At 68.4% G+C, this 12,621-nt stretch carries 15 protein-coding genes; 13 read left to right on the top strand and 2 right to left on the bottom strand.

Going from position 1 to position 12,621, the window contains the following annotated elements; genetic code table 11:
- Both mlaE and EBL85_RS07095 read right to left on the bottom strand, forming a co-directional pair.
- Entirely contained in the window at nt 1-783 is a 783-nt protein-coding gene (mlaE, locus tag EBL85_RS07100; protein WP_005224479.1) for a lipid asymmetry maintenance ABC transporter permease subunit MlaE, read from the bottom strand.
- 1 nt (nt 784) lies between these two features.
- Entirely contained in the window at nt 785-1,681 is an 897-nt protein-coding gene (locus EBL85_RS07095; protein WP_123139530.1) for an ABC transporter ATP-binding protein, read from the bottom strand.
- 404 nt (nt 1,682-2,085) lie between these two features.
- Here EBL85_RS07095 and EBL85_RS07090 point away from each other — a divergent pair, with 404 nt between their 5' ends.
- The 13 genes from EBL85_RS07090 to ptsP all read left to right on the top strand — a co-directional run bounded on the left by EBL85_RS07090 (nt 2,086) and on the right by ptsP (nt 12,616).
- Complete coding sequence (locus EBL85_RS07090) at nt 2,086-3,105, top strand: KpsF/GutQ family sugar-phosphate isomerase (protein WP_123139531.1); 1,020 nt, start codon at nt 2,086-2,088, stop codon at nt 3,103-3,105.
- A gap of 92 nt (nt 3,106-3,197) precedes the next feature.
- Nucleotides 3,198-3,719: a 3-deoxy-manno-octulosonate-8-phosphatase KdsC gene (gene kdsC, locus EBL85_RS07085; RefSeq protein ID WP_123139532.1), complete on the top strand. Its 522-nt coding sequence runs from the start codon at nt 3,198-3,200 to the stop codon at nt 3,717-3,719.
- On the top strand, nt 3,716-4,312 hold the full coding sequence (lptC, locus tag EBL85_RS07080) for an LPS export ABC transporter periplasmic protein LptC (protein ID WP_123139533.1): 597 nt from the start codon (nt 3,716-3,718) through the stop codon (nt 4,310-4,312). The genes kdsC and lptC overlap by 4 nt, the downstream gene beginning before the upstream one ends.
- Nucleotides 4,309-4,797 carry a lipopolysaccharide transport periplasmic protein LptA gene (gene lptA / locus EBL85_RS07075; protein ID WP_123142525.1) on the top strand — a complete coding sequence of 163 codons (489 nt, stop codon included), beginning with the start codon at nt 4,309-4,311 and terminating at the stop codon, nt 4,795-4,797. The genes lptC and lptA overlap by 4 nt, the downstream gene beginning before the upstream one ends.
- A 13-nt stretch (nt 4,798-4,810) precedes the next feature.
- The gene (gene lptB, locus EBL85_RS07070; RefSeq protein WP_123139535.1) at nt 4,811-5,536 is read left to right on the top strand and encodes an LPS export ABC transporter ATP-binding protein; all 726 of its coding nucleotides are present in this window, start codon (nt 4,811-4,813) and stop codon (nt 5,534-5,536) included.
- A gap of 181 nt (nt 5,537-5,717) precedes the next feature.
- Nucleotides 5,718-7,190: an RNA polymerase factor sigma-54 gene (locus tag EBL85_RS07065; RefSeq protein ID WP_123139536.1), complete on the top strand. Its 1,473-nt coding sequence runs from the start codon at nt 5,718-5,720 to the stop codon at nt 7,188-7,190.
- 35 nt (nt 7,191-7,225) lie between these two features.
- Nucleotides 7,226-7,579: a ribosome hibernation-promoting factor, HPF/YfiA family gene (gene hpf, locus EBL85_RS07060; RefSeq protein WP_062273339.1), complete on the top strand. Its 354-nt coding sequence runs from the start codon at nt 7,226-7,228 to the stop codon at nt 7,577-7,579.
- Nucleotides 7,580-7,866: 287 nt separating this feature from the next.
- Nucleotides 7,867-8,325 (top strand): PTS sugar transporter subunit IIA, encoded by a 459-nt coding sequence (locus tag EBL85_RS07055; protein WP_123142524.1) that lies wholly within the window; start codon nt 7,867-7,869, stop codon nt 8,323-8,325.
- A gap of 19 nt (nt 8,326-8,344) precedes the next feature.
- A complete protein-coding gene (gene hprK, locus EBL85_RS07050; RefSeq protein WP_123139537.1) occupies nt 8,345-9,313 on the top strand; it encodes an HPr(Ser) kinase/phosphatase in 969 nt (322 codons plus the stop codon).
- Nucleotides 9,314-9,361: 48 nt separating this feature from the next.
- A complete protein-coding gene (gene rapZ / locus EBL85_RS07045; protein ID WP_123142523.1) occupies nt 9,362-10,219 on the top strand; it encodes an RNase adapter RapZ in 858 nt (285 codons plus the stop codon).
- Nucleotides 10,216-10,617, top strand: a complete 402-nt coding sequence (locus tag EBL85_RS07040) for a PTS sugar transporter subunit IIA (protein WP_123142522.1) — start codon at nt 10,216-10,218, stop codon at nt 10,615-10,617. The genes rapZ and EBL85_RS07040 overlap by 4 nt, the downstream gene beginning before the upstream one ends.
- Nucleotides 10,614-10,883: an HPr family phosphocarrier protein gene (locus tag EBL85_RS07035; RefSeq protein WP_123139540.1), complete on the top strand. Its 270-nt coding sequence runs from the start codon at nt 10,614-10,616 to the stop codon at nt 10,881-10,883. Before EBL85_RS07040 ends, EBL85_RS07035 begins: the two co-directional genes overlap by 4 nt.
- The gene (ptsP, locus tag EBL85_RS07030) at nt 10,880-12,616 is read left to right on the top strand and encodes a phosphoenolpyruvate--protein phosphotransferase (RefSeq protein WP_123142521.1); all 1,737 of its coding nucleotides are present in this window, start codon (nt 10,880-10,882) and stop codon (nt 12,614-12,616) included. Before EBL85_RS07035 ends, ptsP begins: the two co-directional genes overlap by 4 nt.
- The last annotated feature ends 5 nt before the right edge of the window (nt 12,617-12,621 follow it).

The raw sequence follows: 12,621 nt of genomic DNA, 5'->3' as shown, positions 1-12,621 counted from the left end.
TCAGCCTCCGAACATCAACGCGGTGAGCACGAAATCGAGCCCGAGCACGGCCAGCGCGCCATGCACCACGGTACGGGTGGTCGCGCGGCTCACGCCCTCGGAGGTCGGGCTGCAGTCATAGCCCTGGAACAGCGCGATCCAGGTCACCACCACGCCGAACACCAGCGACTTGATGACACCGTTGACCACGTCCTCGCGAAAATCGACCGCCGACTGCATCTGGCTCCAGAAGGCGCCGGCGTCGACGCCAAGCAGCCCGATGCCGACGAAATAGCCGCCGATCACGCCGACGGCACTGAACACCGCCGCCAGCAGCGGCATCGCCAACACCCCGCCGAACAACCGCGGCACCAGGATCCGGCGCACCGGATCGACGGCCATCAACTCCAGCCCGGCGAGCTGCTCGGTGGCCTTCATCAGGCCGATCTCGGCGGTCAGCGCCGAGCCCGCGCGACCGGCCACCAACAGCGCCGTGACCACCGGGCCGAGCTCACGCACCAGCGAGGCGGCGACCATCAGCCCCAGGCTCTCGGCGGCGCCGAAGCGAGCCAGCACATAGTAGCCCTGCAGCGCCAACACCATGCCGACGAACAACCCGGAGACGCCGACGATCAGCATCGAGAGCACGCCGACGTTGTAGACCTGCGCGATCAGCAGCCGCGGCCGGCGCAGCACCTCACCGATGCCGAGCACCATCGCCAGCAGCAGCCGATGGGCGCGTCCGAAGCGCGCCAGGGCATCGAGCCCACCGCGACCGAGTCGCGCCAGGGGATCGAACAACATCTCAGCGTCCTCCCCGGCTCAGCAGGTCTTCGGCCAGCGAGGGCCCCGGATAGTGGAAATGCACCGGCCCGTCGGCCTGACCGTCCATGAACTGGCGCACCCAGGTCGAGCGCTCGGCGGCGATCTCGGCCGGTGAGCCCTGGGCGACCACCCGACCGTGCGAGATCAGATAGACATGATCGGCGATCCGGCTGGTCTCGGCCACATCGTGCGACACCAGCACGCTGGTGAGGTTCGCCGCGTCGTTGAGCTGGCGGATCAGCGACACCAGCGCGCCCATGGAGATCGGGTCCTGGCCGGTGAAGGGCTCATCGTAGAGGATCATCTCGGGATCGAGCGCGATCGCCCGCGCCAGCGCTACCCGACGCGCCATGCCGCCGGACAGCTCGCTCGGCATCAGCGCGCGCGCGCCGCGCAGCCCCACCGCCTCGAGCTTCAGCAATACCAGCTTGCGCAGCAGCGAAGGCGAGAGGTCGGTGTGCTCGCGCAGCGGATAGGCGACGTTGTCGAAGACGTTGAGATCGGTCAGCAGCGCCCCGCTCTGGAACAGCATGCCCATGCGTCGGCGCAATCGATAGAGCGCGCTCTTGTCGAGCTCGTGCACCGCCACACCGCCGATCTCGACGCGACCGGCGTCAGGACGCAGTTGTCCGGTAATCAGTTTGAGCAGCGTGGTCTTGCCGGTCCCGCTCGGTCCCATCACCGCAGTCACGGCGCCGCGACGGATGTCGAGATCGAGCCCGTCGAAGATGACCCGCTCGCCGCGGCGGAAGGTCAGGTCGCGGACCCGCACCAGCACATCGTCGGTGGCGGATGCCCGCGCGGCTCCATTGGTGCCCGCAGACGCGTCCTCGACCCGGACGCCCGGCGCGCCGCCTGGGCCCTGGCTTGGCATCATGGTGAAATGTCGCTATCGACGCATCGGTCGGCCAAAGCGGGCAATTCTCGCGGCCCCGGCGCGGGGCGTCAAGCAAAGGGCGGCCAGCGACCAAGAAGATTGAACCGCCAAGCCGCGAAGGGCGCAAAGAAGAGGTAGGGCCTCCAGCGACCAGCCTCCAGTCGCCAGTGGGTGTGCGTCCTCGACAACAGCACGGCCTGCCATCACCATTGGCGCCGGCGCTTGAGGACACGTGACCACGGGCCGCTGGTCGCCGACCACTTGAACACCTTTGCGCTCTTTGCGGCTTGGCGGTTCAATCCTGGCGGCTGGCGACAGCCCCCTCGCCCGATGCGACATGTCCGCGTGGCATGGTGTATTTTTCTTGGTTTGACCGACCACTCATCGGCTCCATCCCCGAGACCATGACCGAACGACGACAACTCGGCGCCCGTCTGGCGCCGCTCGATGCCGGCGAGCACCAACGCATCATCGATCTCGCCCGTGCCGTTCTCGACACCGAGGCCCAGGCGATCACGGCGCTCGCCGCACGGATCGACACCCCTTTTGTCACCGCCTGTCGCTACATGCTCGCCTGCGCCGGACGCATCGTGGTCACCGGCATGGGCAAGTCGGGGCACATCGGCGGCAAGATCGCCGCCACCCTGGCGAGCACCGGCAGTCCGGCCTTCTTCGTCCACCCCGGCGAGGCCAGCCACGGCGATCTGGGGATGATCACCCCGCTCGACGTCGTGGTGGCGATCTCCAATTCCGGCGAGACCGCCGAGGTGCTCACCATCCTGCCGGTGCTCAAGCGCCTCGGGGTGCCGATGATCGCGATGACCGGGCGGCGCGACTCGACCCTGGCGCGCGAGGCCGACGTCCATCTCGATGTCACCGTCTCGGCCGAGGCCTGCCCGCTCGGCCTGGCGCCGACCACCAGCACCACCGCGGCGCTGGCAATGGGGGATGCGCTCGCCGTGGCGCTACTCGAGGCGCGTGGCTTCACCGCCGAGGACTTCGCCCGCTCGCACCCGGCCGGGAGCCTGGGGCGGCGCCTGCTGCTGCACGTCGACGACATCATGCATCGCGACGAACGGGTCCCCCGCGTCGGGCGCGAGGCGAGCCTGCTGGCCACCCTCGAGGAGATCTCGCGCAAGGGGCTGGGGATGAGCGCGGTGGTCGACGAGGGTGGGCGGCTGTGCGGCATCTTCACCGACGGCGACCTGCGCCGTGCGCTCGATCGCGGCGTCGACGTCCACCACACCCGGATCGAGACGGTGATGACCCGCGACTGTGTCACCATCTCCCCCGGCGCGCTCGCCGCCGAGGCGCTGCAGCTGATGGAGGCGCGCTCGATCAACGCGCTGCTGGCGCTCGACGACGAGCGCCGCCCGGTCGGCGCACTCAACATGCACGACCTGTTGCGCGCGGGCGTGGTCTGAAACTGCCCCCGCTGGTCAAAACCGCCCGCGCACCCGACAATGCGCCGCACAGGGGCCCGCCCCTTCTTCCTCATCAAGGAGTCACCAGGGAGATGCAAGAGATCCGCAACCGCGCCGCCGCCATTCGTCTGGCGATCTTCGACGTCGACGGCGTACTCACCGACGGCAGCCTCTATCTCGGCGACGACGGTCAGGAATACAAGGCGTTCAACGCCCGCGACGGTCACGGCATGGTGATGTTGCGCGAGTCCGGCGTGACCCTCGCGGTGATCACCGGGCGCAGCTCGCGGGTGGTCACCATGCGGATGAAGGGATTGGGGGTGAACCACGTCTACCAGGGCCAGCGCGACAAGCTCGCCGCCTATCTCGAGCTGCGCGAGCGACTGGGGATCGAGGACGCCGCCGTGGCCTATCTCGGCGACGACGTCATCGACCTGCCGGTGATGCGCCAGGTCGGGCTCGCCGCGGCGGTGGCCGATGCCCACCCGATGGTACGCGCCGAGGCGCACTGGCACACCACGGCGCACGGCGGGCGCGGCGCCGCGCGCGAGTTCTGCGAACTGATCATGGACGCTCAGGGGACGCTCGCGCGACTGGCCGGACAGCGTCCATGAGCACCCGCGCGCACTGGCCGCTGCGCTACTACCTGCTCGCCGCCTTCTTCGCCTTCAGCGGGCTCGCGGGCTGGTGGCAGGTCCAGCGCATCGACCAGCCGCAGGGACCGGCCACCGTACGCCCCCGCGTCCCCGACTACGTGGTCCACGCGTTCACCGCGCTCGAGACCGACACCAGCGGCGCACCGAGCCGACGCCTGAGCGCAACCGAGTTGCGTCAGTTCGTCGCCGAGGATCTCTCCGAGCTCGACCGCCCACACATGCAGCTGTTCCAGTCCGACGGACCGCCGTGGCGCGCGCGCGCCGAGCACGGGCTGGTGCTCGACGGCGGCGCGGAGGTGCGGCTGACCGGCGACGTCCATCTCGAGCGCGACGCCACCGCCGAGGCCCCGCCCGCGCACATCGAGACCGAGCAGCTCAACGTCTGGCACCAGCGCGCCTATGCCCGTACCGACCTGCCGGTGCGGGTGGCCAGCGGCGAGGACTGGCTGAGCGCCACCGGCATGCAGCTGTGGTACGACGAGCCGGCGCGCGCCACCTTCCACGGTCGCACCCGGATGCTGCTCGCCCCGACCCAGGAGACCCAACCATGAGCCCTCCACTGCGCCTGCTGGCACTGTTGCTGTTGTTCGGCTGGAACCCGGCCAACGCGCTCGACGACGACCCCCAGCAACCGATGTATATCGAGGCCGACGACGTCGAGGTACGCGAGGCCGAGGGCACCAGCATCTATGTCGGCAACGTCGAGGTCACCCAGGGCAGCATGCGCCTGCACGCCGACCACATGACCGTCTATCACCGCGAGGACCGCCGCCCGCGCCAGATCATCGCCATCGGCACCCCGGCGCGCTTCCGTCAACTGCTCGAGGACGACCAGGGCGAGGTCCGCGCCTTCGCCAGGCGCATGGAGTTCGACACCGACCGCGACGAGCTGGTGCTGATCGACGAGGCGGTACTGATCCAGGGCGAGGACCGCGTCGCCAGCGAGCACATCGTCTACGACCGTGCCCGCGAACACTTCCGTGCCGGCGGCAGCGGTCGGGTGCGGATCACCATCACCCCCGAGGAGGAGTCATGACAGGGGTCGACGGATGAGCGTACTGCGCGCCGAACAGCTCAAGAAACGTTATCGCAGCCGCGAGGTCCTGCGGGGAGTGAGCGTCGAGGTCGAGGCCGGCGAGGTGGTCGGGCTGCTCGGCCCCAACGGCGCGGGCAAGACCACCTGCTTCTATCTCATCGTCGGGCTGATCCCGGCCGACCAGGGGCGCATCACCCTCGACGAGCACGATGTCACCCTGATGCCAATGCATGCGCGCGCGCGCGCCGGACTGAGCTATCTGGCGCAGGAGCCCTCGGTGTTTCGCAAGCTCAGCGCGCGCGACAACATCCTCGCGATCCTCGAGACCCGCGGCGACCTCGACCGCGAGCAGCGCGAGCAGCGTTGCGAGCAGCTGCTCGAGGAGCTCGGCATCGCCCATATCGGCGAGTCGCTGGCGCTCAGCCTCTCCGGCGGCGAGCGCCGTCGTCTCGAGATCGCCCGCGCGCTGGCCGTCGACCCCAAGGTGATGCTGCTCGACGAGCCCTTCGCCGGCGTCGACCCGATCGCCGTGGGCGACATCAAGGCGATCGTTTCGCACCTGCGCGAGCGCGGCATCGGCGTGTTGATCACCGATCACAACGTGCGCGAGACGCTCGACATCTGCGATCGCGGCTACATCATCAGTAATGGCGAGGTGATCGCCGCCGGCCGCCCCGACGAGCTGCTCGCCAACCAGCAGGTACGCGACGTCTATCTCGGCGCCGACTTCGCCATGTAGCATGTAGGCGGCAGCATCCGCGCCCCGCTGCTACATATTGGGAGTAAGATGAAGACCATCGCGCCCCGGCAGGGGGCGCGCTTGACGTGACTCAGGCACCTTTGTTGCCACCCGACCTATAATCGTCATAGGACGGTCATCGACCCGGCATAGAGACAGACGCAAGACGCATCGGCGATCCATGAAGCAAACCATCCAGCTTCGCCTCGGCCAACACCTGACGATGACGCCCCAGCTGCAGCAGGCGATTCGCCTCCTGCAGCTGTCGACGCTCGAGCTGCAGAAGGAGATCCAGGAGGCGCTGGACTCCAACCTGATGCTCGAGGAGGCCGAGGAGGCCGACCGCTTCGCCGCCAACGGAGAGGACAGCGGCAATGGCGCACACGAGTCCCCGCCCAGCGATGAGCAGGGCAGCGCCGAGCGTGAGCTCCAGGGCGAGACCAACGAGATCCCCGATGAGCTCCCGGTCGACACCCAGTGGGCCGATGTCTACGACGGCTATCTACCGCCGAGCACCCAGGGCAGCGCCGAGAACGCCGATTTCGACCCCTTCCTCCACCAGAGCCGCCCTCAGACCCTGCACGATCACCTCCTCTGGCAGCTCAACCTGATCCGGCTGAGCGAGCGCGACGAGATGATCGCCGAGGCGGTGATCGATGCCATCGACGCGCGCGGCTATCTTCGGGCCGATCTCGACGAGCTGCTGAGCACCATCGGCGACGATCAGATCAGCCTCGAGGAGATCGCCACCATGGTGCACCGGGTGCAGTCGTTCGATCCCCCGGGGGTCGGCGCCCGCGATCTCGCCGAGTGCCTGCAGATCCAGCTGCGGCAGCTCCCCGCCGAGACCCCGCAGCGCGACCTCGCGCTGGCGATCTGTCGCGACGGCTTCGAGCACCTGCCGCGCAAGGACATCGCCGCGCTGATGCGCCGCTTCAAGCAGACCGAGCCCGAGATTCGTGGTGCACTCACGCTGATCTGCCAGCTCAACCCGCACCCCGGCGACTTGATCGCGCAGGAGCCCCCGGAGTACGTTGTACCCGACATCTTCGTGCGCAGAGAGAATGGTCGCTGGTCGGTGGAACTCAACCCGGAATCCACACCTAAACTGAGGGTGAACGCAGACTACGCCCGGCTGATCCGGCGCGCCGACACCAGCAGCGACAGCGTCACCATGCGCAACCACCTGCAGGAGGCGCGCTGGTTCATCAAGAGCCTGGCGAGCCGCAACGACACCGTGCTGCGGGTGGGCGCCAAGATCGTGGAGATGCAGCAGGCGTTCTTCGAGCACGGCGAGGAGGCGATGCGGCCGATGGTGCTGCGCGACGTCGCCGAGGCGCTCGAGCTGCACGAGTCGACCGTCTCCCGGGTCACCACGCAGAAATACATGCATACGCCGAGGGGCACCCTGGAGTTCAAGTACTTCTTCTCGTCCCACGTCAGCACCACTTCTGGTGGGGAGTGTTCATCAACGGCGATCCGCGCGCTCATTCGTAAGCTGATCGCCGCCGAACCCGCCAGAAAACCCTTGAGCGACAGCAAGATCGCGGCCGAACTGGCCGATCGCGGCATCCAGGTCGCGCGTCGAACCGTCGCCAAGTACCGCGAGGCCATGGGTATTCCAGCCTCGAACGAGCGCAAACGCCTGGCATGAGCAGGCTGTTTGGAACCCCTGTAAGGAGTCCAATGATGCAAATCAATCTGACGGGTCATCACGTCGACATCACCGAGGCACTGCGCGACTACGTCGACAGCAAATTCGCACGCCTGGCGCGTCACTTCGACCACGTCACCAATGCCCACGTCATTCTCAGCGTTGAGAAGCTCGACCAGAAGGCCGAGGCGACGCTGCACATCAATGGTGGGAAGCTCTTCGCCGACTCCGTGCATGAAGATATGTATGCCGCGATCGACGGCCTGACCGACAAGCTCGATCGCCAGATCCTGCGCCACAAGGAGAAGAAGAACGACTATCGCAGCGCACCCGGCCCGAAGGCGGCCGACTCTGAAGCCGAGGCCGACGCCGAGGCCGATACCGAATAGCCCGGCAACGGCCTGATGGCCCATGCGTCGGCGGGGCGTCGGGACACCCGACACCCGCCGGACCGACGCACCGACACCTCGAACGGATCCGTGATCGCGCCGTTCGGGGTGTTTTGCATTGAGACCCTGAGATCCGAGCCGATATCGACACCTGCGGGCTCCGACGACTCGAAGGACACCCAGAATCCATGACCACGACCACGCGCCCCGATCACCCGCCGGTATGGACACCGGACACCGTCACCGCCCAGCGCCCCTGTCCCTGCGACCACCAGGAGCCTTGACCGATGTTCAGTCCAGACCTGATCAGCGAGGCCCGAGTCAGCTGCGGTGCCGAGATCGCCAGCAAGAAGCGGCTGCTCGAGACGCTCGCCGAGCTGCTGGCCAACGACCACCCCCGTCTCAACACCGAACTCGTCTTCGAGCGTCTGCTCGAGCGCGAGCGACTCGGCAGCACCGGACTCGGTCACGGTGTGGCGCTGCCGCACGCCCGCATCAAGGAGATCAACGAGGTGCTCGGAGCCTTCGTCAGCACCAGCACCGGGGTCGACTATGACGCGATCGACGGCGAGCCGGTCGATCTCGCCTTCGCCCTGCTGGTCCCGGAGAGCGCCACCGAGGAGCATCTGCGCTTGCTCGCCCGGCTCGCCGGCATGTTCAGCGACCCGGCCACCCGCGCCGCGCTGCGCGAGGCCGGCTCGGCGGCGAGCGTGCTGCAACTGATCGAGACGAGCGAGGCGCGCTAGCGCCACGCCGACCTGGGCCATGCTCGACAGCCTCCAGTCACTCCTCGAACAGACCGGCCCGCGGCTGCAGCTGCGCTGGCTCAACGGCGAGCCCGAACAAGGCTCCCCACTGCGCCGGCCCGAGCGCGCACGCTCGCGCGAGTCGCTGATCGGCTCGCTCAACTGCATCCACCCCAACTGTCTGCAGGTGATCGGGCGCGCCGAGCAGCGCTATCTCCAGGCACTGGGACGCACCGCCTTCGAGGAAACCCTCGAGCAACTCTTCGCCGAGCAACCGGCGGCGATCCTGTTCGCCGACGGCCTCGAGCCCCACCCCGCCTTCTTCGCCTTCGCCGCCGAGCACGACACCCCGCTGCTCGGCTCGCCGCTCGGCGACGAGGAGCTGATCAACCACCTGCGCTATTTTCTCACCCACGCCCTGGCCGAGCGCCAGACCCTGCACGGCGTCTTCATCGAGGTGCTGGGGATGGGGGTATTGCTGGTCGGCGATCCGGCGGTGGGCAAGAGCGAGCTGGCGCTCGACCTGATCACCCGCGGTCATCGGCTCATCGCCGACGACGCGCCGCGCTTCGCGCGCATCGCCCCGGAGGCCATCGAGGGCACCTGCCCGGAGACCCTGCGGGACTTCCTCGAGGTGCGCGGGCTGGGTATCCTCAACATCCGCGCGATGTTCGGCGAGGGCGCGGTCCAGCGCAGCAAGACGCTGAACCTGATCATCGATCTGCAACCCCTCGACCAGCAACAGATCGCCGGTCTCGACCGGCTCACCGGCAGCCTCTCGGCAACCGACGTGCTCGGGGTGGCGATCCCGACCATCACCATGCCGGTGGCGCCGGGACGCAACCTGGCCATCCTGGTGGAAGCGGCAGTGCGCCACCAGATCCTACGTATCCGTGGCTATGACGCCGGCGTCGACTTCATCGACCGGCAGGCGCGGGCGATCCGTCTCGACCGCCCCGACCCGCCCGGCCCCGGATCCAGACCCTAGCACCGCTCCCGACCTCGATCGGGACCGGCCCGGAGCAACCCGCAGCCCATGAAACTCGTCATCCTCAGTGGCCTGTCCGGCTCGGGCAAGAGCGTCGCCCTGCATACGCTCGAGGACCTTGGCTATTACTGCATCGACAACCTGCCGCTGTTCCTGCTCAAGGACCTGGTCGCGGGGCTGCGCAAGGCCCCCGACGACGGCTTCTCCAGCACCGCGGTGGGCATCGACGCGCGCACCAGCCCGCGCGCGCTCGGTCGGCTCGCGGAGCTAATCGAGGAGGCGCGCGCCCAGGGCATCGACTGTCGGGTGATGTTCCTCGACGCCGACACCGACACCCTCAAGCGCCGCTTCAGCGAGACCCGGCGACGTCACCCGCTCACCCGCGGCAACCGCTCGCTCGACGAGGCCATCCGCCTCGAGCGCCGTCTGCTCGAGGCCATCGGCCGCTGCGCCGAGATCCGTATCGACACCACCCACACCAATGTGCACGAACTACGCGACCTGGTCCGCGCCCACCTCGTCGGCAGCGACTCGCCCAAGGTCTCGATCCTGCTGCAGTCGTTCGGCTTCAAGCACGGCGTGCCCAAGGACGTCGACTTCATCTTCGACGTGCGCTGCCTGCCCAACCCGCACTGGCAGCCGGAACTCAAGCAACTGACCGGACTCGATCAGCCGGTGATGGAGTTCCTCGACGCCAGCACCGAGGTCGGCGAGATGCGTGACGACATGCTCGCCTTCTTCGACCGCTGGATCCCGCGCTTCGAGACCGACGGGCGCAGTTATCTCACCATCGCCATCGGCTGTACCGGCGGCCAGCATCGCTCGGTCTACATGACCGAGGCGCTGCGCCGTCACTTCGAGCAGACCGGTCACAAGGTGCTGGTCAGACACCGGGAGTTACCGTGAGCATCGGACTGTTACTCATCACCCACCAGCCACTCGGCGGCGACCTGCTGCGCATCGCCAGCGCCATCCTCGGCACCGAGCCGGCAGCCACCGAAGCGCTCGAACTGGTCAACGACCGTCCCTGCGAGTGCATGCTGCGCGAGGCGCTCGACTGCGTCGACCGACTCGACCAGGGCGGCGGCGTACTGGTGCTCACCGATCTCTACGGTGCCACCCCGGCCAACATCGCCCTGGCGCTGCACGAGCAGCGACGCCGGGTACGGGTGATCTCCGGGGTCAACCTGCCGATGCTGCTGCGCGCGCTCAACTATGCCGAGCTCGACCTCGACAGCGTCGCCGAGAAGGCGCTCGAGGGCGGGCGCGAGGGTGTGATTCGCTGCCAGGAGCAGGACGCATGACCAGCAAGGACTTCGAGATCATCAACAAACTCGGCCTCCACGCCCGCGCTGCGGCCAAGCTGGTGCAGTGCGCCAACGGCTTCACCAGCCGCATCGAGGTCGAGCGCCGCGGTCAGCGCGTCAACGGCAAGAGCATCATGGGGGTGATGATGCTGGCCGCCAGCCGCGGCACCTGGATCACCGTCAGCGCCGAGGGCGAGGACGAGGCCGCTGCACTGACGGCGATCGAGCAACTCATCGGCGACCGCTTCGGGGAAGGCGAGTGACCATCGCCTATCAGGGCATCGGCATCCACTCGACGCGCGCCATCGCGCTCGGGCCGGCGCTGGTCGACAGTCGCAGCCTGGCCACCATCGGCCATATCGAGATCAGCGACGAGCAGGTACCCGCCGAACTCGAGCGGCTGGAGCGGGCGATCGACGCGGCGCGCGGCGCGCTCGAGGCGGTGCGCGCGCAGATCCCCACCCAGACCCCGCAGAACATCGCCGAATTCATCGATACCCATCTGCTGATGCTCGAGGACGCGGCGCTGGTCGAGGAGGTCCGGCGCATCGTCAGCGCCGAGCGCTGCAGCGCCGAGTGGGCGCTGCAGCAGCAGCGCGACACCCTGGTGCGCATCTTCGACGAGATGGACGACCCCTATCTGCGCACCCGCCGTGACGACGTCGAGCACGTCGTCCACCAGATCCAGTCCTTCCTCGCCGGCGAGTCCCCGGAGCCGCGCCTGCCCGAGCACGATCTCGACGGCCATGTGGTGGTCGCCCGCGACCTCACCCCGGCCGACACCATCCTGCTCCACCACCGCGGCATCGCCGGCTTCGTCACCGAGTTCGGCGGGCCGATGTCGCACACCGCGATCCTCGCGCGCAGCCTCGGGGTCCCGGCGGTGATCGGGGTGCGCAACATCACCCGCTACATCGAGCCGCGCGAGTTCCTGGTGGTCGACGGCGAGAACGGCACCGTGCTGTGCGATGCCGACGACCTCACCATCGCCCACTTCCGTGATCGCGTCCGCGCCGCCGAGGCGCGCCAGCACCGGCTGCGCCGACTGATCGGACGCGCCGCGCGCACCCGCGATGGCATCGCAGTCGGCCTCCAGGCCAACCTCGAGCTGCCCGAGGACGTGGAGACGGCGCGCGCCAACGGCGCCGCCGGCGTCGGACTCTACCGCACCGAGTTCCTCTACATGAACCGCCTCGACCTGCCCGACGAGGAAGAGCAGTTCGCCAGCTACGCGGCGATGATCGAGGGACTCGGCGGCATCCCCACCACCATCCGCACCCTCGATCTCGGTGCCGACAAGGACAGCGCCGCCCAGCCCATCGAGCCGAGCGGCAATCCCGCGCTGGGGCTGCGCGCGATCCGTCTCTGTCTCAAGGAACCGGCACTGTTCCGACCACAGCTGCGTGCCATCCTGCGCGCCTCGGCGCTCGGTCCGGTGCGGCTGATGCTGCCGATGGTCTCGGGGGTGCGCGAGGTCATGGCGGTACGCCAACTGCTCGAGCAGCTCAAGCGCGAACTCGCCAGCGAGGGGCTGGCGCACGACCCGGCGCTACCGCTCGGCGCGATGATCGAGGTGCCGGCCGCGGCGCTCGCCGCCGGGGCCATCGCCCGTCACTGCGATTTCCTCTCGATCGGCACCAATGACCTCATCCAGTACACCCTCGCCATCGATCGCCTCGACGACGCCGTCAACGACCTCTACGACCCCACCCACCCGGCGATCCTGCGGCTGATCCGCATGACCATCGAGGCCGGTCGCGCCCGCGGCATCCCGGTCGGGATGTGCGGCGAGATGGCCGGCGACGCGCGCTTCACCCGACTGCTGCTGGGGCTCGGGCTGCGCGAGTTCAGCATGCAGCCCGGTGCCCTGCTCGACGTCAAGGAGGTGGTGCTCGCCGCCGACACCAGCACCCTGCAGCGACGCACCGAGGCGCTCTTCGCCCGGCTCGACGAGGCCGACCCACAGGACCTGCTCGCGGCACTCAACACCGATTGACGCCG

It is taken from the genome of Marichromatium sp. AB32, assembly GCF_003718675.1.
Classification (GTDB): Bacteria; Pseudomonadota; Gammaproteobacteria; order Chromatiales; family Chromatiaceae; genus Marichromatium; species Marichromatium gracile.
This window is presented reverse-complemented; position numbering and strand designations above follow the sequence as displayed.